Source organism: Neorhizobium sp. DAR64860/K0K1 (genome assembly GCF_050500205.1).
Lineage (GTDB): Bacteria > Pseudomonadota > Alphaproteobacteria > Rhizobiales > Rhizobiaceae > Neorhizobium > Neorhizobium soli.
In genome coordinates this window covers 1,052,617-1,077,761 of sequence record NZ_CP191459.1, presented here as the reverse complement: position 1 = coordinate 1,077,761, position 25,145 = coordinate 1,052,617, and the positions used below count along the sequence as shown (strand labels likewise).

At 61.2% G+C, this 25,145-nt stretch carries 20 protein-coding genes; 10 read left to right on the top strand and 10 right to left on the bottom strand.

Going from position 1 to position 25,145, the window contains the following annotated elements; all coding sequences use genetic code 11:
• Window positions 1-254: 254 nt before the first annotated feature.
• Window positions 255-1,226 (top strand): glutathione S-transferase family protein, encoded by a 972-nt coding sequence (locus ACQY1J_RS09900; RefSeq protein WP_430251337.1) that lies wholly within the window; start codon window positions 255-257, stop codon window positions 1,224-1,226.
• Between the two features lie 15 nt (window positions 1,227-1,241).
• On the opposite strand, the gene ACQY1J_RS09895 is transcribed toward ACQY1J_RS09900, so the two are convergent.
• On the bottom strand, window positions 1,242-1,730 hold the full coding sequence (locus tag ACQY1J_RS09895) for an NUDIX domain-containing protein (RefSeq protein ID WP_092660318.1): 489 nt from the start codon (window positions 1,728-1,730) through the stop codon (window positions 1,242-1,244).
• 78 nt (window positions 1,731-1,808) lie between these two features.
• On the opposite strand from ACQY1J_RS09895, the gene ACQY1J_RS09890 reads away from it, so the two are divergent.
• From ACQY1J_RS09890 to ACQY1J_RS09880, 3 genes are all read left to right on the top strand, one after another.
• Window positions 1,809-2,768 carry a metallophosphoesterase family protein gene (locus ACQY1J_RS09890; protein WP_062583179.1) on the top strand — a complete coding sequence of 320 codons (960 nt, stop codon included), beginning with the start codon at window positions 1,809-1,811 and terminating at the stop codon, window positions 2,766-2,768.
• Between the two features lie 98 nt (window positions 2,769-2,866).
• Window positions 2,867-3,367, top strand: coding sequence for an RNA polymerase sigma factor (locus ACQY1J_RS09885; protein ID WP_430251336.1), 501 nt, complete (start codon window positions 2,867-2,869; stop codon window positions 3,365-3,367).
• Entirely contained in the window at window positions 3,364-4,203 is an 840-nt protein-coding gene (locus ACQY1J_RS09880) for an anti-sigma factor family protein (protein WP_430251335.1), read from the top strand. The genes ACQY1J_RS09885 and ACQY1J_RS09880 overlap by 4 nt, the downstream gene beginning before the upstream one ends.
• Before the next feature lie 356 nt (window positions 4,204-4,559).
• Here the strand turns inward: ACQY1J_RS09880 and leuA are convergent, their stop codons facing one another.
• Window positions 4,560-6,287 (bottom strand): 2-isopropylmalate synthase, encoded by a 1,728-nt coding sequence (gene leuA / locus ACQY1J_RS09875; protein WP_174196808.1) that lies wholly within the window; start codon window positions 6,285-6,287, stop codon window positions 4,560-4,562.
• Between the two features lie 365 nt (window positions 6,288-6,652).
• Entirely contained in the window at window positions 6,653-7,840 is a 1,188-nt protein-coding gene (locus tag ACQY1J_RS09870) for a benzoate/H(+) symporter BenE family transporter (RefSeq protein WP_062457907.1), read from the bottom strand.
• Between the two features lie 240 nt (window positions 7,841-8,080).
• Here ACQY1J_RS09870 and ACQY1J_RS09865 point away from each other — a divergent pair, with 240 nt between their 5' ends.
• On the top strand, window positions 8,081-10,780 hold the full coding sequence (locus ACQY1J_RS09865; protein ID WP_430251334.1) for a bifunctional diguanylate cyclase/phosphodiesterase: 2,700 nt from the start codon (window positions 8,081-8,083) through the stop codon (window positions 10,778-10,780).
• A gap of 142 nt (window positions 10,781-10,922) precedes the next feature.
• Here ACQY1J_RS09865 and ACQY1J_RS09860 read toward each other — a convergent pair whose 3' ends face one another.
• Window positions 10,923-11,510 (bottom strand): ATP-dependent Clp protease proteolytic subunit, encoded by a 588-nt coding sequence (locus tag ACQY1J_RS09860; RefSeq protein ID WP_062457904.1) that lies wholly within the window; start codon window positions 11,508-11,510, stop codon window positions 10,923-10,925.
• A 216-nt stretch (window positions 11,511-11,726) separates the two neighbouring features.
• Here ACQY1J_RS09860 and ACQY1J_RS09855 point away from each other — a divergent pair, with 216 nt between their 5' ends.
• From ACQY1J_RS09855 to ACQY1J_RS09845, 3 genes are all read left to right on the top strand, one after another.
• Window positions 11,727-12,323: a HupE/UreJ family protein gene (locus ACQY1J_RS09855; protein ID WP_430251333.1), complete on the top strand. Its 597-nt coding sequence runs from the start codon at window positions 11,727-11,729 to the stop codon at window positions 12,321-12,323.
• Between the two features lie 160 nt (window positions 12,324-12,483).
• Window positions 12,484-13,341: a DUF2076 domain-containing protein gene (locus ACQY1J_RS09850; protein ID WP_430251332.1), complete on the top strand. Its 858-nt coding sequence runs from the start codon at window positions 12,484-12,486 to the stop codon at window positions 13,339-13,341.
• 148 nt (window positions 13,342-13,489) lie between these two features.
• Entirely contained in the window at window positions 13,490-14,239 is a 750-nt protein-coding gene (locus tag ACQY1J_RS09845; protein ID WP_430251331.1) for a hypothetical protein, read from the top strand.
• Between the two features lie 88 nt (window positions 14,240-14,327).
• Here the strand turns inward: ACQY1J_RS09845 and queF are convergent, their stop codons facing one another.
• The 4 genes from queF to ACQY1J_RS09825 form a co-directional block, all read right to left on the bottom strand.
• A complete protein-coding gene (queF, locus tag ACQY1J_RS09840; RefSeq protein WP_062455655.1) occupies window positions 14,328-14,792 on the bottom strand; it encodes a preQ(1) synthase in 465 nt (154 codons plus the stop codon).
• 1 nt (window position 14,793) lies between these two features.
• Window positions 14,794-15,729: a cation diffusion facilitator family transporter gene (locus ACQY1J_RS09835; RefSeq protein ID WP_062457901.1), complete on the bottom strand. Its 936-nt coding sequence runs from the start codon at window positions 15,727-15,729 to the stop codon at window positions 14,794-14,796.
• Between the two features lie 257 nt (window positions 15,730-15,986).
• Window positions 15,987-16,511 carry an N-acetyltransferase family protein gene (locus tag ACQY1J_RS09830; RefSeq protein WP_430251330.1) on the bottom strand — a complete coding sequence of 175 codons (525 nt, stop codon included), beginning with the start codon at window positions 16,509-16,511 and terminating at the stop codon, window positions 15,987-15,989.
• A complete protein-coding gene (locus ACQY1J_RS09825) occupies window positions 16,511-18,700 on the bottom strand; it encodes an anthranilate synthase (protein ID WP_430251329.1) in 2,190 nt (729 codons plus the stop codon). Before ACQY1J_RS09825 ends, ACQY1J_RS09830 begins: the two co-directional genes overlap by 1 nt.
• 334 nt (window positions 18,701-19,034) lie before the next feature.
• Here ACQY1J_RS09825 and ACQY1J_RS09820 point away from each other — a divergent pair, with 334 nt between their 5' ends.
• The gene (locus tag ACQY1J_RS09820) at window positions 19,035-20,279 is read left to right on the top strand and encodes an extensin family protein (RefSeq protein ID WP_430251328.1); all 1,245 of its coding nucleotides are present in this window, start codon (window positions 19,035-19,037) and stop codon (window positions 20,277-20,279) included.
• Between the two features lie 16 nt (window positions 20,280-20,295).
• Here the strand turns inward: ACQY1J_RS09820 and ACQY1J_RS09815 are convergent, their stop codons facing one another.
• Window positions 20,296-21,444: a ceramide glucosyltransferase gene (locus ACQY1J_RS09815; RefSeq protein WP_430251327.1), complete on the bottom strand. Its 1,149-nt coding sequence runs from the start codon at window positions 21,442-21,444 to the stop codon at window positions 20,296-20,298.
• Between the two features lie 166 nt (window positions 21,445-21,610).
• Complete coding sequence (locus tag ACQY1J_RS09810; protein WP_430251326.1) at window positions 21,611-23,290, bottom strand: formate--tetrahydrofolate ligase; 1,680 nt, start codon at window positions 23,288-23,290, stop codon at window positions 21,611-21,613.
• A 186-nt stretch (window positions 23,291-23,476) separates the two neighbouring features.
• On the opposite strand from ACQY1J_RS09810, the gene ACQY1J_RS09805 reads away from it, so the two are divergent.
• On the top strand, window positions 23,477-25,072 hold the full coding sequence (locus ACQY1J_RS09805) for a DUF2235 domain-containing protein (RefSeq protein ID WP_430251325.1): 1,596 nt from the start codon (window positions 23,477-23,479) through the stop codon (window positions 25,070-25,072).
• Window positions 25,073-25,145: the final 73 nt, after the last annotated feature.

Below are 25,145 nucleotides of genomic sequence, written 5' to 3'. Positions count from 1 at the left end.
AACCGAAGCCGTAAGGAGAGAGCAGACAGGACGAGCGATATCGGCGACGCTCAACTGGCGTCGTGGTCGATCTTCAGCGTCGTCGCAGTATCCGCACTTCGGTCATTCCCTGATGGTTTTCGAACAATCGTGACAAGCGAGCTATCAGAATTTTTTCCGCCCGTCCAATCCAAATACGCAGCGTTTACAAAATCGCACCTCGTCATTGTCTGGCTTTGCCGTATCTAACTGCTGAGACAAACAAGGAGATTGCAATGGGCATGTTGGTAGACGGCAAGTGGCACGACGTCTGGTACGACACCAAGGCCAGCAAGGGTCATTTCAAGCGCTCCGAATCACAGTTCCGCAATTGGGTGACAGCTGACGGGTCCCCCGGACCGTCGGGCGAATCCGGCTTCAAGGCCGAGGCCGGACGCTACCATCTCTATGTGTCGCTCGCCTGCCCCTGGGCGCACCGCACCCTGATCTTCCGCAACCTCAAGAAACTGCAGGATCTGATCTCGGTCTCCGTCGTCGACTACCTGATGCTGGAAAACGGCTGGGAATTCCGCAAACGCGACGGCGCAACCGGCGACGCCCTGTTCGGCTCCGACTATCTCTACCAGGTCTATCTCAAAGCCGATCCCGCCTATTCCGGCCGCGTCACGGTTCCGGTCCTTTGGGACAAGCAGCAGAACACGATTGTCTCGAACGAAAGCGCTGAAATCATCCGCATGATGAACAGCGCCTTCGACGGCATCACCGGCTCCGATGTCGATTTCTACCCGGAAGATCTGCGCACTGAGATCGACGCGATCAACGCGGTCATCTACGACACCGTCAACAACGGCGTCTACAAGGCCGGCTTCGCCACCACGCAAGACGCCTATGAAGAGGCCGTCTCAAAGCTGTTCGAAACGCTCGACAGTCTCGAGATCCGTCTCTCGAAAAGCCGCTACCTGCTCGGAGACAAGCTGACCGAAGCCGACTGGCGGCTGTTCACGACACTTATCCGCTTCGATCCGGTCTATGTCGGCCACTTCAAATGCAACATCCGCCGCATCGCCGACTACCCGAACCTGTCAGCCTATCTGCGCGATCTCTACCAGCACGAGGGCGTGGCCAAGACCTGCAATCTCCTCCACATCAAGCACCACTACTACGAGAGCCACAAAACCATAAACCCGACCGGCATCGTCCCGACAGGACCAGAGCTCGATCTCGACGCACCGCATGGGCGGGGGTAGGAAAGCGGGTAACTCTCACCAGTACTCCCCCTTCTCGATCTTTCCCGAAAGCTCCTGCAATCGGCGCGCTGTTGCCTGGGTGACCTCAGGCGGTAGCGCGTCGAGGGCAAAGAAGCCGCTTTCCGCAATTTCGTAATCCGCGGCGCGCGGCGCCGTCTGGTTGACGTTGACCTTGTAGAACAGCACGTGGTCGCGCTTCGAGGCGTTGCGGTTCAGGTAGACGTGGAACAGCTCCGGCACTCCCAGGACTTCCAGATTGCCCTCTTCCCGCAGTTCCTTGTGCAGCGCCTGAAGCGCGGTTTCGCCGCGTTCCATGCCGCCGCCGGGCATATACCATCCCGGCACATAGGTGTGGCGCACCAGGAAAATCCGGCCCTCCTCGTCGAAACAGGCGGCCCGCACACCCATCGTCATGCCTCGTGTGACGATGAACGCCTTGTGCATCAGCCAGACGAGAATGCGGGCCCGGCCGCCGGTAACTTCGGGAATGCCCTGCTCAACCATTCAGGCGTTCCACTTCATAACTTCGGGAGCGGCGATAAATTCGGTACCAATTGCTCTCTCATGCGTTATGTCTTCGCCATGTTCAAGTTCGCGCATATTTCCGATATCCACCTGGGGCCCCTTCCGCGGCTGACGATGCGCGAGCTTCTGTCAAAACGCATCACCGGTTTCGTCAACTGGCACCGCACCCGCCGAAAGCATCTTCTCGTCAACACGCTGGATCTGCTGTTGAGCGACATGAAGGACCGAGAGCCGGACCAGTTGCTCATCACAGGCGATCTGGTCAATTTGGCGACCAAGATCGAAACCCGGCTGGCCCGCGAATGGCTCGATACGATCGGCGAACCCGCCGATACGACCGTCGTGCCGGGCAATCACGATGCCTATGTGCCGGGCGCTCACGACAAGTCGGTTGCCGCTTGGTATCCCTTCGTGAAAAGCGACGACGATCCGGGCGAATGGCCGAAGGACGATCACATCTTCCCGACCTACCGGGAGCGTGGCCCGATCGCCATCATCGGCTGCTCCACATCCAATGCCACGCCGCCGTTTTCCGCATCCGGCTATTTCAGCCCGCGCCAGGCGCGCGAAACCGTGAACCTGCTGAAGAAAGCCGGCGAACGTGGCCTGTTCCGCGTGGTAATGATTCACCACCCGCCGATCCACGGCGCGGCGTCATCGCACAAGCGTATGATCGGCATCCGTCGATTTGCTGCGGCCATCTCGACCGGCGGCGCCGAACTGGTGTTGCACGGCCATACGCACCTTAACACCGTCTACGAACTCAAGACCCATAACCGGCCCGTGCCGGTCGTCGGTATAGCGTCCGCTTCGCAGGGTCCGGGCGGCCACAAGCCACCTGCTTCCTACAACCTGTTTTCGCTGTCGGGCGAACCCGGCAACTGGAACCTGGTTTGTGAACGCTACGGGCTGACGCAGGCAGGTGACGGCATTGCGCTGGACAGCAGCCACGTCTTTTATGGCGATCAACCACTGCCTATGCCGGCGATCCAGCCCGAGACCGTCGAAATCTTGTAGATTAATTGCGTCGCCTGTTGCAAATGCATCACATTCGATTCATAGCTTAACGAGATGGCCGTAATCATAACGCATAGCCCCGTTAAGCTTGTTTCCGCATGAACAATCCGACCCAGACCATGGACATTCGCCGTGACCTCGTAGCCTTGCTGCCGAGGCTTCGTCGTTTCGCGTTGACGCTTGCAGGCACCGCCGAGGATGCCGACAGGCTGGTGCGCGAAGTCTGTTCGCGTGCGATCCAGAAAAGCCATCACTGGAAGGGCGAAGGCCGCATCGAAAGCTGGCTGTTCAGCCTGATGCGCACCGCCTGGTCCGACGAGATCAAGAAGCGCCGCAAGACCCAGCCGTACTCCACCCCGAAGGCACAGGGCGTCGTATCGGCTACCGAAATTTCCACGATGGCCACATCGGACCAGATCCTTCTGTCCCTGCCCTCAGGCCTCGCCAGTGTCTTCCTTCTCGTCGATGTCGAATCGTTTGCCTATGGCGAAGCGGCGGCGATCCTCGGCATTCCGGAACAGGCCTTCGCCGAACGCCTGTGTTCTGCACGGCTCAGACTGTCGGAAATCGCGCCGGAAGCATCGGAGCGCCGCGCATGAACGCCAGTGCTTCCTCGCCCGCGCTCGAACGGCGCATTTCCGCCTTCCTGGATGGCGAAGCCAACGAACACGAACGGCAGGAGATCGAAGCTCTTCTGGTCAACGAGCCTCAGGCGCGGGCCCTGCATGACAGTCTGAAGCGCGGCACGGATTTCGGTCGGCGCGTCTTCGACGATGCCATGAAGGAACCATTGCCGCTCGAACTCGTCCGCACCATCAAGAACGCACCGCTGCCGCGCCGCGCGATCAGGCTGCCTGATGACAAAAAACGCCAGTCACTCTCGTTCAAGCCAAGCAGAACGCAGGCGCTTGTCGCATGCATTCTCAGTCTCTGCCTCGGCGGCGGCATCGGCTATGCGCTCGGCACGCAGCCGGGATCGACCCGTCTCGGCGGCTCGGAAGTGCAGCTCGATTCGCGGGACTGGCTTGACGACGTCGTCGCCCATTACCGGCTCTATACCCGCTTGCCCGATCGCCTGGTGGAAATCGGTGCCGACAGGCCGGGCGATATTCTCGCCTGGCTGACAACAGGCACCGGCATCGCCTTTCGCATTCCGGACCTGTCGCAAAGCGGGCTGACCTTTGCCGGCGCACGGCTTTTCACCGCCGACAACCGCCCCTCGGGCCTCCTCCTCTATCGCCGCGGCGATGAGGGAGAGATCATCGCGATCACCTTCTCCAAGACGCGCCCGGACACCAACAAACCGGTCGAGGACATCCGCACCGATACGGGCCTTGTGTCCTGGAGCACGCCGCTCGCGACCTATGTCGTCGTCGGCCCCTCCTCCGCCGCCGATCTCGACGAGATCGCCGCCAAGGCCGCGGGGCTCATCTGAGCGACGAGCGATCAAGCCCACCTGATCCCAGCAAAAAGCCGCATCGGCTGCGATGCGGCTCAGGGTGCTGACAGAAACTGAAGAAGCTTGTTTGGCGAGAGCGATAACCCACCCTCCGTCATCCTAGCCCTTGTGGCGGGGATCCAGCGACCCGACGTCTGCCGGGTCAAAAGACTCTCTCAGCTCAAGGACTTGAGCTGACTGGATCCTCGCCACAAGGGCGAGGATGAGGGGAGTTTGCCGAACGGCTCAAGTTCCCGAAGGACCTGCAGAGTTGTTAGATAACCCCCTTGTCAGCAGCCTAAGCCGCATCGGCTAGCGATGCGGCTTTAATTTCTCACGTACTACTAAACCGGCTACCGGCCGCGTTCTTCCAACACCCGGTTCGCCGCCGATACGATCGCGTCGAGCGAGGCCGTCACGATGTTGTTGTTGATGCCGGCGCCGAACAGCTTTCCACCGGGATGCTCAACCTCGACATAGGCGATCGCCGAGGCGTTCGAGCCATGCTGCAGCGAGTGTTCCGAATACTCGTTCACCGACAACTCGATCCCGAGATAGGCCGACAGCGCGTTGATGAACCCGTCGATCGGGCCCGTGCCGCGACCTTCGATCGTCTTCGTCTCACCACCATCGGTGATCTCGGCGGAAACGACGCGGATGCCCTTGTGCTCCATCCCGGCCGGGAAGGTCTGGTGATCGACGAATTTCAGCCGTGCTGAAGGCTGGTCGACATATCGCTCGATAAAGCGCTCATGGATGCGCTTGGAAGCGACTTCCTTGCCTTCCTCGTCGGTAATCCGCTGGATGTCCTCGCGGAACTCCACCTGCAGATTGCGCGGCAGGTTGATGCCGTAATCCTGCTGCAGGATATAGGCGATGCCGCCCTTGCCCGATTGCGAGTTGATGCGGATGATAGCCTCGTAGGACCGGCCGACGTCGCGCGGGTCGATCGGCAGGTAAGGCACTTCCCACACCGGATGGTTGGCCGTCTTGATCGCCTTCATGCCCTTGTTGATCGCATCCTGGTGCGAGCCGGAAAACGCCGTATAGACCAGTTCGCCGACGTAAGGATGGCGCTCGGGAATGACCATTTCGTTCGAATATTCGTAGACGTCCTTGATGCGCTCGATATCCGTGCAGTCCAGCCCCGGATCGACCCCTTGCGTGTACATGTTGAGCGCCAGCGTCACCACGTCGACATTGCCGGTGCGCTCGCCATTGCCAAACAGCGTGCCTTCGACGCGGTCGGCGCCAGCCATCAGCGCCAGCTCGGTCGCGGCAATCCCGGTGCCACGGTCGTTGTGCGGGTGCAGCGAGATGATGACGTTCTCGCGATTGTCGATATTGCGGCACATCCATTCGATCTGGTCGGCATAGATGTTCGGCGTCGCCATCTCGACGGTCGACGGCAGGTTCAGGATCAGCTTGTTGTCAGCGGTCGGCTTCACCACCTCGATGACAGCGTTGCAGATCTCCAACGCCACTTCCAGCTCGGTGCCGGTGAAGCTTTCCGGCGAATATTCGAACCGGTAATCGCCGCCGGCCTTGGCGGCCATGTCGGTGATCATCTTCGCCGCGTCGACGGCGATCTGCTTGATACCGCGGACATCCTTGCCGAACACCACGCGGCGCTGCAGTTCCGATGTCGAGTTGTAGAAGTGGATGATCGGATGCTTGGCGCCTTCCAGCGATTCGAACGTGCGGGTGATCAGTTCCGGCCGGCACTGAACCAGCACCTGCATCGACACATCGTCGGGAACGCCACCCTCTTCGATGCACCAGCGGGCAAAGTCGAAATCGGTCTGCGAAGCCGACGGGAAACCGATCTCGATTTCCTTGAAGCCCATATCCAAGAGCAGCTTGAACATGCGGGCCTTGCGGTCGTGGCCCATCGGGTTGACCAGCGACTGGTTGCCGTCACGCAGGTCCACCGAGCACCAGATCGGCGCCTTGTCGATCACCTTCGACGGCCAGGTCCGGTCGGGAATGTTGATGGCGGGATAGGCACGGTATTTCACCGCCGCGTCGGCCATACCCTTAGCCTTGTTTGCAGTAGTCACGTTGGAATTCTTGGCGTCCATGGTCTTCAAGTCCTCGTCCTATCCATCCGCCGCGCGCCGCACTTTTGGGGCCTGCTTGGTGAGGATGGCGACCTCTTAAGGTCTGTCTCAGCTATATCGGTAAATCTTGCGAGGAGCTCTTACGCCGGCGGGCTTTCGGCCGCCGGGCGCTCCTCAACGGACCCGGCAACCGAGTGTAAGGTCGAGGCTAAGAAGCGAGAGAGGCGCGAAAACCGTCGCCCCGGCAGCGAAGCTGCGGGTCGGCAAACGGTCGGACATGATCGCACCTGTCATGGTCATGGAAGAATCTATAGCGGGCGGGCAGAGAACGTGCAAGTGCACTTTCGAACGGCATTTGATGTTGCAACGACGGCCGCGGTTCCCTCTCAAGGCAATCTTTCGCGTCTGAGAGCCTTCTGCAAACCCATCATGACGCCACCGGCCAGCAGACCCCAGAACGCCCCCGAGATCCCGGCGAAGGCGATTCCGGAAGCGGTGACCATAAAGGTGATGGCCGCAGCCTCGCGGGTAGCGGGATTGTGGTAGGCGGCGTATGCCGCGTTCGAGAACGCGCCGATCAGCCCGAGCCCGGCGACGGCCTGCAACAGGATCGGCGGCGCGAGCGATACGAAGGCGATAATGCCGCCGGCCACCAGCCCCAGCGCCGCGTAGCTGAAGCCGCCGATGATCGCCGCTACGTAACGCCGGGCGGGATCCGGATGAGCGTCGGTACTGGCACACATCGCCGCCGTGATCGCCGCCATGTTGACCGGCACGCCGCCAAAAACGCCGACAAGCGAGGACAGGGCGCCGGTTGCCACGAACATCGGACCGGGATGCGGCTCGTATCCGTGCGCCTTAAGGATCGCGATGCCGGGAATGTTCTGCGACGCCATGGTGACGATAAACAGTGGCACCGCCACGGAAATCGCGCCGTGCCAGGTGAAGACCGGCTCGACGAACACGAATTGCGGATGGATCGCAGCGCCGATCTGGCTCAGCGTATCTGCCGGCAGGTCGACGCCGAAGATCAGCACCAGCATCATCGCCGCAAGCGAGGCCGGCACGGCCAGAAGCCGCCAGCGCGACACGACGACCGCCCAGGTCAGCACGATCGGCAGTCCCAGCATCGGGTCGAACGCCACCGCCTTCACGGGAGCAAGACACAGGCCGAGCAGGATACCGGCCAGCATCGCATTGGCAAGCGGCCCCGGGATCATCCGGATCGCGCGCCCGAGCGGCTGGAACAGGCCCGACAGCATGATCAGCCCGCCACAGATGACGAAGGCGCCGACGGCTGCGGGAAATCCGCCCTCGATCATCCCGATCCCCGAGAGAAGAGCGGCACCAGGCGTCGACCATGCAATGCTGATCGGCATCTTGAGAGCGGCCGAGAAACTCACGGCAAGAATGCCGAGCGCCAGGGAAAGCGCCAGGAGCGCGGAGGCGACCTGATCGCTATTGGCGCCCATTGCCTGCAAACCCTGGATGATCACGGCAAACGAACTGACGAAACCGACAAACGCGGTCAGCATCCCCATCGTCAGGGCGGAAAAAGAGAAGTCTTTGAACATGATGAGAACCCGACGCGGTGAAGGGTGCATGGAGCACGACCCGCCGCCGCGAGACAAGCCCAAGAGATGACCAGGCCGACTGATTTTTCCGATTTTCAGTCATGTATAAAGGGCCGGATTTCTCAAAAATATTGGAGTGGAGACCAGTATTTCGGCTCGACGACCCGTCCGGCGCCGTTCCATCTCAGACTAAATTAAGCCTTGTCTGAAATGTTGGCGGGAGACCTGTTGGAACATTGCATGCTCTTCTCTTCCTCCATGATAAAGCCCGGCCGAAGCCGGGAACGGCGATTCTACCGGTTCGGCTGGTATTTGCCCGCCTTCATTATGGTCACTGCGGTCATTTTCGGAATTGTCCGGGCCGATCTGGAAGAGCGCGCCCAATACATGGCGCAGCAGCGGCTCGTCGCGTCGGAACAACTGGCGCGCGTGTCCTCAAGCCTCGAAACCAATATTCGCGGCAACGTCAATCTGGTCCAGGGTCTCGTTGCCGCGATCGCTTCAAACCCATCCATCACGCAAACGCAATTTGCGGCGCTCTCCGAGCGAGTTTTCGCTGTTCCCTCGCAGCTGAAGAACGTCGCCGTGGCGCCCGATCTTGTGATCCGGTACGTCTACCCTTACGACCAGAACAAGCAGCTTGTTGGACGAGACTACACGGCCGACCCCAAACGGTCAGTGTCCGTCATGGAGGCGATCAAGCGCCGGTCCACCACGATCGCCGGACCTGTCGAACTCGCTCAGGGCGGACTGGGACTGCTGGCCCGCTACCCGGTTTTTTCGCAAGCCAACGGACATTTCTGGGGCATCGTCTCGAGCGTGATCGACGTGGAGCGCCTGTTCCGCGACATCGACCTCGATACCGAACGGCAACCCCTCAGCATCGCGATCTCCAGGCGGCCGGCACCGGTTGCGAAGGACGTCTTTACCGGTGACCCGGCGATCTTCTCCGCCGATGCGGTTCGTGCCCGCATCGAGCTCGGATACGACACCTGGTATCTCGCAGCGGTCCCGAAAGCCGGCTGGAAGACGACCCCGCCGGATATCGGTTGGCTTTATGCCTACGCGACGCTGATCGCACTCTGCATCGTCGCCCCCATGATCTGGGTGGGGATCTTGATGAGGCAGCGCAATCGCCACATCGTCGATCTGCAACACCGGGAGGAGCAGTTCGAGACCATTCACCACCGGTTGACGCTGGCGCTCGAAGCGTCGCAGATAGGCGTCTGGGAATACGAGGGCGCCACAGACCGCCTTTTCTGGGACGAGCGGCTCAAGGACCTGTATTCTGCGCCTCCGGGCAAGGACATCTTCACCTACGAGGACTGGCGTTCGACCGTCCATCCCGACGATATCGAGACGGCTGAAAATCGGCTGAACGAGGTCATCGGTGCCACCGAGCCCTATATTACCCAGTTCCGGATTGTCCGACCTTCGGGCGAGATCCGTCACATCCGCGCGCACGGGAAGGCCTACAAAACATCGGGAGGCGTCGAACGCGTCGTTGGCGCCAATTGGGATGTCACTGATGACGTCAATCTGCAGATCGAACTGCGGGAAGAGCGCGCCCGCGCGGAAGAACAGAACGAGCGGTTGCGCGCAACACGCCGCACGTTGCAGCACCAGTCTTTGCACGACGCCCTGACCGGCCTTCCCAACCGGCGCTTTCTCGACCAGTTCATGGAAGCCTCGAACGCGACGACGCACAGTCACCGCCTGGCTTTTATCCATTTCGATCTCGACCGCTTCAAGGAAGTCAACGACACGCTCGGCCACGCGGCCGGCGACGAGGTCCTGCGCCAGACGACGGCCCGGCTCCTGGAACTGATCGGCCATGACGAATTCGTCTCGCGGATCGGCGGCGACGAATTCGTGGTCGTCACCAGCGGCCCAGCCCCGGAAGAGCGCGCAAAACATCTCGGCCGCTCGATCGTCAAGGCGATCGCCAAACCGATGACGATCGACGGCCAGGAATGCCATGTCGGCTGCAGCGCCGGCATCGCCATGCAGACGCTTGCGTGCGAAGAACCGCGCCAGTTGCTGATCAATGCCGACGTCGCACTGTACGAGGCCAAGAAGCGCGGCCGTAACCGCGCCGAGGTGTTTTCCGAGTCCCTGCTTCTGACGGCGATCCAGGTAAAACGCACGTCCGACGAGCTTCTCGCGGCAATCGAGAACGACCAGATCGTTCCCTTCTTCCAGCCGCAGTTCGATGCCGTCACCCTCGATATCGTCGGTGTCGAGGCGCTGGCCCGCTGGGTCCACCCGACCCGCGGCCTGCTCGCGCCCGAAGCGTTTCTCGATATCGCCGAAGGTCTTCATCGCTCCGGTGAAATCGACGCGCTCATCCTCGAAAAAGCGCTGTTCCAGGCCACCCGCTGGCGTGCCCGCGGGCTTGCCGTCCCAAGGGTCTCTGTCAATGTCTCAGCCCAGCGCCTGAAGGACGAAAACCTCTTGGAGCAGCTGTCGCACCTGTCGTTTGCGCCGGGCAGCATTGCATTCGAACTTCTGGAATCGATCTCGTTTGAAGGAAACGACCGCGGCCTGCGCAAGATCATCGGCACGCTGAAGGATTTGGGTATCGATATCGAGCTGGATGATTTCGGCTCCGGACACGCTTCTATCGTCAGTCTGCTGGAACTCGGCCCCAAGCGGCTGAAGATCGACCGGCAGCTGATTTCGCCGCTTCAGGCGTCGGGTCCCCAGCACCGGCTTGTGGCTTCGATCATCGAGATCGGCCGTTCGCAAGGGATCGAAATCGTCGCCGAGGGCGTCGAAACGGAAGCCCATATGGATATCCTGCGTGGCCTCGGTTGCCAGGTGCTGCAGGGTTATGCCTTCGCGGAGCCGATGTCGCCCGACGCGTTCATGGATTTTGCCGCCCACTGGCAGCAGGGCCGCGTCCCGGCAACCGCCGTACCCACCCGCAAGCTCGCCTGATATCGCGCGGTGGTCGAAAGGGTTCCGGTCATCCGGACCTGTCGGCCCCTACCCGCGCCTGAAACGGTTGCCCTCAAACGCAAAAATCCCCCGCCGGCCTGCAGCCGACGAGGGATTTTGATTTGTAAGAACGACGTCTGGATCAGATTTCGCTCTGCGACGTCACGATCTTGGATGCGAGACCATAGGCGACGGCTTCCTGTGCCGACAGCCAGTAGTCGCGGTCCGTATCGGCTGCGATCTTTTCGATCGGCTGGCCGGTTGCTTCTGCCATGATCTTGTTCAGGCGTTCGTTCATCTTGATGATTTCACGGGCCTGGATCTCGATGTCGGAGACCATGCCGCGCGTACCGCCAGATGGTTGGTGAAGCAGGAAGCGGGTGTTCGGCAGCGCGATGCGGCGTTCCTTCGGAACCGACACGTAGATTAGGGCGCCTGCAGAAGCGACCCAGCCCGTGCCGATCATCCAGACCTTCGGCTTGATGAACTTGACCATATCATGAATCGAATCGCCCGACTCGACATGGCCGCCCGGGGAATTCACGTAGATGCGGATGTCTTCGTCGCTGGCTGCGGCAAGTGCCACGAGCTGCGTGTTGACCTTCTGCGCCAGTTCCTGGGTGATCGCTCCGTAGATGAAGATCGAACGCGACTTGAAAAGATTCGCCTCCGTTTCCTTACCGAGCGGCAGTTCCTTCGTCTTGTCTTCTGTGTCGTCTTCGTCGTTCAGCACGGTCAAAGTCTCCTGCATGAAATTCATATACGGGACATAATGTGTTCGCGGTCACAAAACAATGCACCCCGGCCTGAACATGGCAAGCTTCCAGCGACTAAGGTGAATGACGTAGTCCGCATCGCCGGATCGTTACAATTGGCAATGGACGCGGTGACTGCTCTTGCCTATCGTTTTACGCTTCACGCATCATGTATTTCATCGGGGATCAAAATGTTGACCAGACCTTTCCAAACCACCCTGAAGCATATTTCGCTCGCAACGGGCGCAGTCGTCGTTGCTGCCGCTCCCGCCTTTGCCCATCTCGATCCTGAAGCGCATGGCTCGTTCATGGCCGGCATTTCGCATCCGATCTTCGGCCTCGACCACGTGCTTGCCATGCTCGCCGTCGGCCTCTGGGCAGCACAGATCGGCGGCAAGGCCATCTGGTCCGTGCCTGCCGCATTCGTCGGCACCATGGCGCTCGGCTTCGTGCTCGCGGTCTCCGGTCTCGATCTGCCTTTCGTTGAACCGGCGATCCTCGCCTCGGTCATCGCACTCGGTCTTCTGGTCGCCACCGCCGCCAAGCTTCCGACAGCCGCCAGCGCTGGAATCGTCGGCGTTTTTGCGCTGTTCCACGGCCATGCCCATGGCGGCGAACTCGGCAGTGCCGGTGCGCTTCAGTTCGGCCTCGGCTTTGTCATCGCGACAGCTCTTCTTCACGCAGCCGGCATCGCGCTCGGCCTCGGTATCGCGCGCTTTGCGCCAGCTGTAACCCGCATCCTCGGCGCAGCAACCGCAGTGCTCGGCCTGACGCTCGCATTCGGCTGATATTACAACAAGATAGGCTGCGCCGCCTGAATCATAGTGTCAGGCGGCGCATGTTCTACATGAACAAGATTTAACCCGGCAGCGGGTTTGAAATCCCGAAAATGCCGACTAACTCCTTGTCAGATGACGGCCGCTTGGGACGTCCACAAGGAGTGAGACCATGTCACCGGAAGAACGCCAGCTTCTGACCGCATTGTTCGATCGCGTGAAAACAGCCTCGACCACCCCGCGCGACCGTGATGCGGAGGCATTGATCGATGACGCGACCCGCCAGCAGCCCTATTCCGCCTATTACCTCGCCCAGGCGGTGATCGTTCAGGAGAAGGGCCTTGAGGCCGCATCCGCCCGCATCCGCGAGCTCGAAGAACAGGTCAAGCAGCTTCAGGCCGGCGAAAGCGACATCAGGCGCGACGAACAGGGCGGCGGTTTCCTGAGCTCGATCTTCGGCTCCGGCCAGGCGCCTCGCCCTCCGGCACCGCAAATGCCGTCCCAACAGGCCGGCCAGCAGCCATCCGGCCCCTGGGGTGCGCGACCGGGATATCAGCAGCCATACCGCGGCAACGACGACGGTTATCGCGCTGCACCGGCCCCATCAGGTCCCTGGTCATCACAGATGCAGGGGGCACAAGGCTATCAGCAGGGCCAGGCACCATCTGCTGGCGGCGGTTTTCTGCGCGGCGCACTTGGCACGGCCGCCGGCGTGGCGGGCGGCATGCTGCTTGCCAACTCGCTTTCGGGCCTGTTCGGCAACCACATGTCAGGCCTCGGCTTGGGCAATCCCGCAGCCGAAGCCAATCCGTTCACAGGCGGCCCAACCGAGGAAACCGTCATCAACAACACCTATATCGGCGACGACGCAATCCGTGAGGCCTCCAATACGGACGCAGATAACGGCAACGACGCAACACCCAATCCCGGTGGCAATGACGGCGGCTGGCAACAGGCCGATTTCGGCAACGACGATCAGTCCGACTTCGGCGGCGGCGACTTCGGCGGCGACGACAACATGAATGTCTGAGTGCGACCCAGTCCCCTCGCCTCGTCTAACGATCAGACGGACGCTCCTTGAAATGAGGACTGTCCGTCACTTGGTTGGCCGTGATCATCCCTTGACGACCTTGTTCGGGTGGCGTTGATAGACCTAGCTGGGGCTGGGCGCGTTACCGATGCACAAGGGAGCAGTATTTACCTGGGTTGGTATCGTTGGAGGCGCATTTACAGTCTTTTCGAACCTCGAAGACTTGATCGGCTTCGCAAAGTGGGGCGCTTGGATAGCGCAGGTCTGGGCGGAAGCAGTTGATGCGACCGTCGTAAAGATTTTGGACAGTTTCGGCCTCAGGATTGAGAACTTCGCCGGAATGATGGTAGCAATGGCCATCTTCGTTTCAGCGATCGCGATCGGAGCATGGCTTCAAAATCGCATCTCGTCGGAGGAAGCTTGGCCTCCCCGGATATCGAACATTCTCAACTTGAGGCTTCTTGGTGCTGTTGCGCTCTACCTGGTTTATCCAGCGATCATCGTGGTTGGGACGAGGATCTCGTGGTTAAGCTGGCTTGTTTTGGAGTACCCAACATCAACGATTGCAATAGGGCATTTCCTCTATGTCACCGCTATCGTCGTAGGGTTGAGGAAATGGCCCGCATCTTCAGCGCTTTTTGTGGCTGTCTGTATGGTGGCTCTGAGCTATTTGTTTGGGAACAGCCCGTTACACCGCGCCAATGAGCCGAACGTATCAGCCGCCGTTTCAGCTTCTATATCACTTCTCAGCGCTGTCGCTTGCGGGCTACTGGTGGTAGCGATAGCGCCGCCAAAGGCTTTTGTCTGGCGGCTGAAGCTCATCATGTGCTGCGTACTCACCCTTGTGGCTTTCAACTATGTCACTCGACTGGGGTGGGAGCTTCCCCCACCGCCGTGAATCAAACCATTTTCCAGCCAGTTCCTAGCAGAGCGCTAGGGCGCACGCCTTGGCGCACCCTCATCAGAATAAACCAACACAGCCGATGTTACCCACGTCCCCGATAGGTCGCCACGCCCTGGTCCGGCAACCACACACCCTTTGGCGCTTCGCCGGTCTGCCAGAACACGTCGATCGGAATGCCGCCGCGCGGATACCAATAAGCGCCGATCCGCAACCATTTCGGATTGAGCAGGTCGACGATCCGCTTGCCGATATAGACCGAGCAGTCCTCATGAAAGGCGCCGTGGTTGCGGAACGCATGCAGGAACAGCTTCAGCGACTTTGATTCGACCAGAAACCCGTCGGGAATATAGTCGATCACGATATGGGCAAAATCCGGCTGGCCGGTCATCGGGCAAAGTGAGGTGAATTCGGGTGCGGTAAAGCGCACCACGTAATCCGTGCCCTGGTTGCCGTTCGGCACCTTTTCCAGAACCGCCGTCTCGGGGCTCGTTGGGGCCTCGACCTGATTGCCGAGCTGCGACAGTCCGCTGACATCCGTCATCGTCATTTTAAATTCCCTTCAGATTCGCATGGCTTTCAATGGCAACACGCTTGCCATGCGCGTGTTCGCTTTCCGGCTCCACATGGATGGCCAGGGTGGCACCGGGAATAGCCTCCTTGATCGCATCTTCCAAGCGGTCGCAGATTTCGTGAGCTTCGCCGACCGACATTCGCGATGGCACCACCAGGTGGAAATCGATAAACGCAGCCGATCCCGCCCGTCGCGTCTTCAGATCGTGCACATCGAGAACCCCGTCGCAATGGGCGGTGATCGCCGCACGCACCGCCGCTTCCTCCTCCGGCTGCAGCGCCTTGTCCATCAGCCCGCCCAGCGAGTGGGTGATGACCTTGTAGCCCTGCCAGAGAATGTTGAAGGCGACGAAGATCGCAAGCAGCGGATCAAGGATGAGGTAACCCGTCAGAACCGCGAGCACCAGACCGACGAATACGCCGGCCGACGTCACCACATCCGACATGATGTGCTGGCCGTCTGCCAGAAGCGCCGGAGACCGGTGCGACCGTCCGACCCTGATCAGCACGGTCGCCCAGACCGCATTGATTCCGCCTGCCGTAGCGTTGATGGCAAGCCCGAGCCATGGCGTTTCCGGCATGCTCGGGGCGCCCAGAGCGCCCCAGGCTTCCTGAATGATCAGGATCGCCGCCAGCACGATCAGCGCGCCTTCCGCCACGGCGGATATGTATTCCGCCTTGTGATGGCCGAAGTGGTGGTCATCGTCTGCCGGCCGTTGCGCATAGCGGATGACGAAATAGGCAATAAATGCCGCCGCCACGTTGACCAGTGATTCCAGACCGTCCGACAGCAGCGCCACCGAGCCGGTTACCCACCACGCAGCAAGTTTGAGGAACAGCACGCCGATCGAGATCGGGATGCCCCACATCGCCAGTCTCTCGACCTTTTTGTCGTCCTTTGCCACTCTGTCCATATCGCCCATACCCGTCTTCACTAATCGTCCTCCTGCATCTGCAAGCGATTTGCAGGAAGCTATGCCCAAAACGACGAAACCGCCGCGGCGAGAGCGTCTCGCAGCGGCGGTTTCGAATAATGGCCGGCTGTATGGCGCAAGCCTCGCGGTTTGTCAAAGCCGGTCTTGCGCGTCCAGTCGCCGGGTATGCTCGTCGTCAGACGTTATCAACAACGGGGCATCGTCGCAGGCGGGCATCGGGCGTCAGAGACCAGGCGTCAGGTAAAGATCAGCGCCATCCGCACGCTGTCCAGGTAGCATCCGTCGATCTTCAACGCATCGCGCGCCACGCCCTCCACCTGAAATCCCACCTTCCGGTAAAGCGCGATCGCCCGGTGATTGTCCGCATGCACGTCGAGTTCGACGCGGTGAATGCCGGACCGGTTGGCGGCCTCGACCGCGTTAACGATCAGCCGACGGCCTAGGCCTCTATCGCGAAACCCGGGAATGATGCCCATGCCGAGCAGGCCGCGATGAGCATGCACATCGCGCTCCAGCCTTCGGATATCGCACCAGCCGACGACCTCACCGTCAGCGACCGCGACGATGTGCGGATTGCCAGCAGCCACGCTCTCGCGCACGAAATCCCGCATTTCGTCGATCGGCGGGGCACGCAGAAACACCATGTAGCGCCGCTCCCGGCAGACGATATCGAGCGCCTTGTGAAAGCCCTCGATATGCTCGTCCCGGAGCGGTTCGATGGTGACGCCGTCAGCGCCACCTATCGCGTCGGCATCATCCATCAGGCCGCCTTTGTCGCGCGCTTTCTCGAAAGGTTTGCCACCACGTTCTCGATCATCCGCATGCCGGCATCGCCGCCCAGCGTCATGATCAATTCCGGGTGGAACTGCACCGCGGCGATCGGCTCGCTGGCGTGTTCGATCCCCATGATCGTGCCATCCTCACTTTCGGCGGTGATGATGAAATCGGAGGGCAGCGTCGACGGATCGGCAAAGATCGAGTGATAGCGCCCGACGGTGACATCCTTCGCCAGCCCCGAGAACACGATGCCGGGCTCCAGAACCCGGATGCGCGACGGCTTGCCGTGCATCGGCAGCGCCAGCTGCCGCAACTCGCCGCCATAGGCTTCGGCCAGCGCCTGCAGGCCAAGGCACACGCCGAAGATCGGCAGGTCCTTTGCCCGCGCCGCCTTGATCGTCGCCTTGCAGTCGAAATCCTTCGGATTGCCCGGCCCCGGCGACAGGACGACGAGATCCGGATCGATCCGGGTAAACACCTCTTCCGGCACCGGTGAGCGAACGGTCGAGACCGTCGCTCCCGTCTGGCGGAAGTAGTTGGCAAGCGTGTGGACGAAACTGTCTTCGTGGTCGACCAGCAGGATCTTCACCCCCTGGCCCACCTTGGCGACGTCACGCGAAGCCTTGGCCGTGTTGCCGGCGCGCGCATCGCGGATCGCCGAAATCATCGCCGATGCCTTCAGCTCGGTCTCGGCCTCTTCCTCATGCGGATCCGAATCGTTGAGCAGCGTCGCACCGGCACGCACTTCGGCAATGCCGTCCTTGACGCGGATGGTGCGCAGCGTCAGCCCCGTGTTCATGTCGCCGTTGAAGCCGACCATGCCGATCGCGCCGCCATACCAGGCGCGCGGGCTCTTTTCGTTGGCCTCGACAAACCGCATCGCCCACAGCTTTGGCGCACCGGTCACGGTCACTGCCCAGGCGTGGCTCAGGAAGCCGTCGAACGCATCCATATCCGGACGCAGCCGTCCCTCGATATGGTCGACCGTGTGGATAAGACGCGAATACATCTCGATCTGCCGGCGGCCGATCACCTTGACCGAACCCGGCTCGCAAACGCGAGATTTGTCGTTGCGGTCGACGTCGGAGCACATGGTAAGCTCCGACTCGTCCTTCTTGGAATTGAGCAGCTTCAGGATCTGTTCGGAGTCGGAAATCGCATCCTCGCCACGCTTGATCGTGCCCGAAATCGGGCAGGTCTCGATACGACGGCCAGACACCCGCACAAACATTTCCGGTGATGCGCCGATCAGGTATTCCTGGTTGCCGAGATTGATGAAGAACGAATAGGGCGACGGGTTGATCGCCTTCAGACGGTTGGAAATCTGCGACGGATTGCTGTCGCAGCGCTCCATGAACTTCTGGCCCGGAACCACTTCGAACAGATCGCCGCGGCGAAAGCTTTCCTTGGCGCGGGTAACGAGGCTCGCGTATTCCCCCGGCTTGTGGTCGCCCTTCGGCGGCGTCACCGTGGTGCGCAGGAACGGCTCGGGCGCGATATCCTGCGCCTTGCCTTCCGTCGTCACGCCGTCCTTGGCAAAGTCGTAGCGATCGACCCAGGCCTTTGCAGCATGGTGATCGACGACCAGAATTTCGTCGGGCAGGTAGAGAACCATGTCGCGCTGGTCTTCCGGCCGCTGCATGGAAAGCTTGATCGCATCGAACTGGAACGCAAGATCGTAGCCGAAAGCCCCGAACAGACCGATCGCCGAATCCGCATCCGAATGGAAGAGATCGACAATGGCCCGAAGCGCGGTAAACACCGTCGGCATCTTCGAGCGCTCTTCCTCTGTAAAGACGCGGGACGGCTGGTTGACGGTCAGATCCAGACGGCGGTCGGTGCGTTCGCCGAGCGTCAGGTCGGAAATCGTCGCAAGCTTGTCGGCGATAAACGACAAAAGCACTTCGCCGCGACCGTTATAGGCCTCGATCCACATCGCCCGGCCGTTGCAGGTAATGCCGAGCGGCGGATCGGCGATCGCCGTATCCCAGCGGGTATAGCGTCCGGGATATTCGTAGTTCGACGAAAACACCGCGCCGCGGCGCTCGTCGAGCCGGTCGACATAAGACGAGATCGCGGTTGCATATTCGGCCGGCCTGCGGGCGCGGCTGACGCTGATTCCGCCCTTGGTCTCGTAGGTCTCGGACCCGTCGTCGTGAATGATCGTCGCCATGTCTGCCTCTTGAAATCCCTGTTGATCTGCCCGGGTCTCAGAAGCGGCCAATAAAAAAGCCGCCTCGGTAATCGGGCGGCTTGGTCATAGTCTTGTCGATGGACATGACTGGTCAAGGCCGCGTCAGCGTGCCCACCACCAGTTACCGTTGTTGTTCATCGAAATCATCATGGAGCGAATTGTTAGCGCGGCTCCGGCAAACGCGCAAGTGGATTTATTTGGCCACAATGCGACCAAAACAGGGTCATCCGCGTTGCGTCTCCGAAACATGGGAAAGGACGACCGAAGGATGAAGCATACTCTATGCCTTCTCGCTTTAAGCACTTCGCTGGCAATGAGCGCACCGCTGACACTGGGTGCAGCGCCTCTGCCCGCCCGCCCAGCACCGCAAGGCTCGACGCCGAACGTTGTCGAAATCAACATCATCGACCAGTTCATGCGCGATGCCGGGCGCACCCGCAAACAGTCGACGCGCAAATCCTCGTCCGGCAAAAACCAGTCGACCCGCCCCGCACAGGGTGCCCAGAACCAGAGCCGAGCCGCGATCCCCGCCGCCCCCGCCCTCGCTATCGTTCCGCTTCCCATGGCAAAGCCGGGTGGTGAACCCGTGCCCGAGGCAACGGCGGCAACGGCCGCAGCCGCAGCCACACCTGAGGTCGCCGCAAAGCCCGCCGAAGCAAAGCCCGAGAACCCGCCCGAAACCCCTGCGGAGAAGCCGGCAGAGCGCCCCGCAGAGCCGCCAGCCCCGGCTCCCGAACAGACCCAGAGCCCGGAACAGACCGGTAAAGCGCCGGAAGAAACCATACCCACGCCCACTCCCAAGCCGGAAGAACCCGCAGAACAAAAGCCCGCTGCAGCGAGCAACGACGGCAAAGCTGATTCTGCCAAACCGGACGCCGCCAAGCCCGATGACAAGGCACCGCAGGACAAGGCTGCTGATGACAAAACTCCGGCCGACAAGCCTGCGGACGAAAAGCAGGAAGAGGCCGAGACCCCGCCGCCTCCTCCGCCTCTCGTCGAGGAAGACGCCGCAGAACTGAAAGCCTGCCTTGCAGACCTCGGTGCCATCGGCGCCAAGTTCGAGTCCATCAAACCGATCGACGAAGGCAATGGCTGCGGCATCAAGCAGCCGATCGAGGTGGCGCAGGTTCTGCCTGGCGTCGATCTCGGCGGCGCCACCATGCGCTGCAAGACGGCGCTGACCATGGCCCACTGGCTGAAGGATACGGTGCAGCCAGCGCTCAACATCGCCATGCCGGGCCGCAAGATCACCGGCCTTGTCCCCGGCTCCACCTACCAGTGCCGCCTCAGAAACAGCGCCTCGACCGGCAAGATCTCCGAGCACGGTCGCGGCAACGCATTCGATGTCGCCGCCTTCAAGCTCGACAATGGCGAAAAGGTCGTGATGAAGCGCCGCGAGGACGATCACACGCTGGAGGGTGCGTTCCAGAAGACCGCAACTGCCGGCGCCTGCCTGCATTTCACCACGGTCCTCGCACCGGGCAGCGATGCCGCCCACGAGGATCACCTTCATCTCGACATCATCGACAGGGATGGCGGCTACCGCATTTGCGAGTAGCCGTTGAGGGCCAGGGTCAGGCCGGCGAGGAGCCGGTCAGCCGGCTTTCCTGGGTGCCGATCGTCATGGCATTGCCGCGCCATTCGAACGATCCGGAAAGCCAGCTTCTGATCCAGATGGCCGGCAGCATCACGTCGCGCACCATCATCGCCGGCAGCGACAGGATCGACAGCCGCCAGCCCTTCGCCCGCGCAAGGGCGAGTTCCGGCAGGTAGGTTGCGGCGAACACGGTTGCGGCGACGAGCGCCGAATTGAGATCCAGCAGGACGGCTGCGATCAGCCCAAGCGCCAGAGGCGGCAGAGCTCCGAGCAGGATCTCCGGCGTGAAGAACAGCGGAAATGTCACCCGCCGCAGCCGAGCCCAGCGCGTCTGCCGCGACCAGATTTCCTCCAGCCCCCGGCGCCCGAGCGGCTGCTCGAACGGCGCAGACACCAGATGCACTTTCTTGCCATGTCGGTTGACGAGCTTGGTCGAGGCCGCATCCTCGGCAATCTCGGCCGCCAGCGCCTGGATGCCGCCGGCAGCGTCCAGAAACGGCTTGTGCCAGAGCATGCTCTTGCCCTGCGCAAACCCCAGCCCCAGTGCCTCGCCCACATATTGCCAGCGCGCCTGTAGCGTATTCAGGAAAGCGCATTCCACTTCCGCCCAGAACCCGTCCGGCCGAGATCCGATCGGCGTCGAACAGACAAGCCCGGTATCGGCCCGCCATCCGGAGACGAGGTTCTGGATATAGTCCTTGGGCATCAGCACGTTGGAATCGGCAAGCACCACCCATTCGTGGCGCGCCGCATGCCAGCCCTTGGCGCAGTTGTTGAGTTTCGGATTGGCGCTGATCCGGTCATCGCCGATCAGCAGCCGTGCCGGCACCGCCGGATGCGCGGCAATCGCCGAGCGGATCTCGGCGATGATCGGATCACCCTCGTCCTGCACACAGAAGATCAGCTCGTAATCCGGCCACTCAAGCTTGAATGCATGCGCAAGCGTCAGGCTGGAATAGGCCTCGATGCCCCGCACCGGAATGACGATCGAGACGCCGTCCGGCTTGATCACCGCCGGCTTGTCGCTCGCCTTGTCCCGATGCGAAAGCCGCAGGCCGGCAACGGCGATGCTGAAGAGATTGATCGCCAGAAGGGCCATGGCGAGTGTCGCAAGAACAAGATCCATCCTGATGTTCCCGATGGCCGGCCCCGAATCGTCGGGTCACCGCCAGTGCCGCAAGAGTAAGGGCAAGCAGACCATTTCGGTGTGACAGACGCATGACGTTGCCCCTCACCCACGAAGGCGAGAGGCGAGGACGATCCGGAGAAAACCCGCTGGGCAGCCTCTATGCTTAGAACAACCCCTCGATCAGCCCATCCGCGTTCAGATGGATCCGCTCGGCCGACGGCGCGCTCGGAAGACCCGGCATGGTCATGATCTCGCCGGTGATCGCCACGATAAAACCGGCGCCGGCCGACAGCCGCACTTCACGCACATGCACCACATGCCCTTCCGGAGCACCGCGCAGGTTCGGATCGGTGGAGAAGGAATATTGCGTCTTGGCGATGCAGACCGGCAGATGGCCGTAACCGGCAGTTTCCCAGGCCTTCAGCTGATCGCGCACCGGCTTTTCCGCCGTCACCTCGCCGGCATGATAGATCTTGGTGGCGACCGCCTCGATCTTTTCCATCAGCGGCATGTCGTCAGGATAGATCGGCTTGAAGTTGGCGGCACCGCTTGTCGCCAGTTCCACCACCTTGTAGGACAGTTCCTCGATGCCGGCGGAACCTTCCGCCCAGTGACGGCAGAGGATCGCCTCGGCGCCGTGATGCGAGACGTATTCCTTGATCGCCGCCACTTCCGCATCCGTATCCGAGATGAAGTGGTTGATCGCGACCACGACCGGCACGCCGAACTTGCGCACGTTTGCGATGTGACGCCCAAGGTTCGAGCAGCCGCGCGTCAGCGCCTCGACATTTTCGCTCCCGAGATCATCCTTCTTCACGCCGCCATTCATCTTCAGCGCCCGGATGGTCGCAACGATCACGGCTGCATCGGGCTTTAGCCCTGCCTTGCGGCACTTGATGTCGAAGAACTTTTCGGCACCCAGATCCGCCCCGAAACCCGCTTCGGTCACCACATAGTCGCCAAGCTTCAGCGCCGTCTTGGTGGCGATGACGGAATTGCAGCCATGGGCGATATTGGCGAACGGCCCGCCATGCACCAGCGCCGGATTGTTTTCCAGCGTCTGCACCAGGTTCGGCTGCATCGCGTCTTTCAAAAGCACCGCCATCGCTTTGTCGGCCTTGATGTCGCGGGCATAGACCGGCGAGCGGTCGAACCGGTAGCCGATGACGATATCGCCGAGCCGCTTCTCGAGGTCTGCCAGATCCTGCGCCAGACACAGGATCGCCATCACTTCGGATGCGACGGTAATATCGAAGCCGCTTTCGCGGGCGAAGCCATTCGACACGCCGCCGAGCGAGGTCACGGTCTGGCGCAGCGCCCGGTCGTTCATGTCCATCACCCGCCGCCAGGTGATGCGGCGCGTATCGATGTCGAGCGCATTGCCCCAATAGACATGGTTGTCGATCATCGCCGACAGGAGATTGTGCGCAGAGGTAATGGCGTGGAAGTCGCCGGTGAAATGGAGGTTGATGTCTTCCATCGGCACGACCTGCGCATAACCGCCGCCGGCAGCCCCTCCTTTGACGCCAAAGCAGGGCCCTAGCGAAGGCTCGCGCACGCAGATCACCGCCTTCTTGCCGATCCGGTTCAGCCCGTCGCCGAGACCGACCGTGGTCGTCGTCTTGCCCTCGCCCGCCGGCGTCGGATTGATCGCCGTCACAAGGATCAGCTTGCCATCGCTGCGGCCGTCAAGCGAGGCAATGAAGTCGGCCCCGATCTTCGCCTTGTCATGGCCGTAGGGCACCAGAGCTTCCGCCGAAATGCCGAGCGCCGCGCCAATTTCCGCGATCGGTTTCTTCACTGCCGCGCGGGCGATCTCGATATCGGATGGAACGGGGGCCATGCTTGTCTCTCGCTTGTTGGTTTGCCTGAACCATGGCCACAGCCGCCCCGCCGCGACAAGCCCGCATCGGGAACCGAAGTCCGATTATGCACAAAGCAACAACATCATCCACACACCAAAGTTGCAAATTAATTTGATACAATCTTATATATCCCTGATCCATGACGGATCGAGGGGGAACGACCAATGAACCTTATTCTCTGCTGCGACGGCACCTGGAACACGCCCGACGATATGGATGGCGGCCAGCCCAGCCCGACCAATGTTCGCAAGATTTACAATGCGGTCGCCGACAAGGATGCCGATGGCATCAAACAAAAACCCTACTATCATCCCGGTGTCGGCACGGACGGAACGTGGTGGCGACGCGCGGTGGAAGGCGGTACCGGCAAGGGTCTCGCTGACAACATCAAGGGCGCTTACAAATGGCTTGCCAGCACCTACAAATCCGGAGATCAAATCTATCTGTTCGGCTTCAGCCGTGGCGCCTACACGGTCCGCAGCCTCGGCGGCATGATCTCCAAATGCGGCCTTCTGGATATCAAAGCCTCTAAGCTCGACGAAGAGGGAACCTGGAAGGCGATCGAGGCGATCTTCACGGAGTACCGCGCCAAGAGCGACACCGGCGCCAAGCGCAAACAGTCCGGCAAGATCCACTTCCACAACGTCACCGAGGGCGGCATCCGCAATGTCTCGACACTCATCCAGTTCATCGGCGTCTGGGATACGGTCGGCGCGCTCGGCATTCCCGATGACATGGGCTTTCTCAACCTTCTCGACAATCCGGAGAACCATGAGTTTCACGATACGACACTCGGTTCCGCCGTCCTCAACGCCCGCCATGCGGTCGCGCTCGACGAGTTCCGCCAAAGCTTCATGCCGACGCTCTGGGTCAAGCCGGATGGCTGGACCGGAACGCTGAAACAGGTCTGGTTCCCAGGCGTGCATGGTGATGTCGGCGGTGGCTATGCCGCAACGGGCCTTTCGGACGGCGCTCTCCTGTGGATGATGAACGAGGCAAAAAGCTGCGGCCTCGTATTCCGCGAAGGGGCTGAAAACCAGCTGAGGCCGGATCCGCGCGGCGTGCTGCATGATTCCGCCAGTGGCATCTTCGCCAAGCTGAAAACGAGACCGCGCGCCGTACCGCACGTGACCGCAACGCCCTCGGAAGATTTGCACAGCTCCGCTTCTGAGCGGCACCGCACCCCGCCCTTGTCGCAGGGGCGCTACCGGCACGCCAACGCAAACCTGCCCGCAGAGGTCGATGTCTTCGCACGCGACCACTGGAACGACACCGGCATCTTTCTGCAAAAGGGCATCACCTACACGTTCGTCGCGAAAGGCGAGTGGACCGATGGCACGGTCCTGTGCAACGCCGATGGCCCGAAAGATGGAGGAAACTTCCAGGCCGGTGAGATTGCCCATATTGCCTCAAGCGGCCTTGGTCAGCTCGAGAAGGCGTGGAAATGGTCGACCGGAAACCAGCAGGTGGATTTCTGGTGGACCCGTCGCGAGGAGGAGCTCCCCTGGTTCAGCCTGATCGGCGTGATCGCCAACGACGTGCCGCCGCCCGCTCAGCAGCAGACGCCCAAGAACGGCATTCTCAAACTGCCCCACGAGGTGTTTCTCATCCGCAGCAAGGCGAAATTCACACCGAAGGGCGACGGCTATCTTTACTGCTTCGCCAACGATGCCTGGGGCGCCTACGGCAACAACCGCGGCAGCGTCAGGCTGACAGTCGCCCCTTCCCCGTCTTCCGCAAACCCACCACCGAGCCACTGACCAACCACGCCGTGACGACGACCAACACTCGTCACGGCGTGCTCTCACCACACGCCGCGCAGAAACATGAGTA